We start from the raw sequence: 340 nt of genomic DNA, 5'->3' as shown, positions 1-340 counted from the left end.
CAGCACCGCGCGCTCGATGCGCGGCGACACGCCGCGCGCGTAGCCGCCGCCGGCGAACACGACGTCCTTCGCGCGCACCGCGCCCTGCGCCGTGCGCACGACGTAGCCGGCGCCGTCGCGCGCGATGCCGAGCGCGGCCGAGCGTTCGTACACGCGTGCGCCGCCGCGTGATGCCGCCGCCGCGACGCCGAGCACGTACTTGAGCGGATGGAAATGGAATGCGTTCGGCTCGAACAGGCCGCCGTAATAGCGCCGCGTCTTCAGCCGCTCGCGCAGCGCGCCGGTCGGCACGGGTTCCCAGTCGACGCCGAGCTCGTTCTTCATCAGCGTGCGCACGCTG

At 73.5% G+C, this 340-nt stretch carries 1 protein-coding gene; it reads right to left on the bottom strand.

Annotated elements, in window-relative coordinates; all coding sequences use genetic code 11:
• Positions 1-340: FAD-dependent oxidoreductase (locus tag A9Z05_RS33355; RefSeq protein ID WP_141723536.1), on the bottom strand; the 340-nt coding region annotated here is incomplete at both ends.

Source organism: Burkholderia sp. A2 (assembly GCF_001729305.1).
In the GTDB taxonomy this organism is placed as follows: domain Bacteria; phylum Pseudomonadota; class Gammaproteobacteria; order Burkholderiales; family Burkholderiaceae; genus Burkholderia; species Burkholderia sola.
The sequence above is the reverse complement of the archived record's forward strand: the minus strand, read 5'-3'. Positions and strand labels throughout refer to the sequence as shown.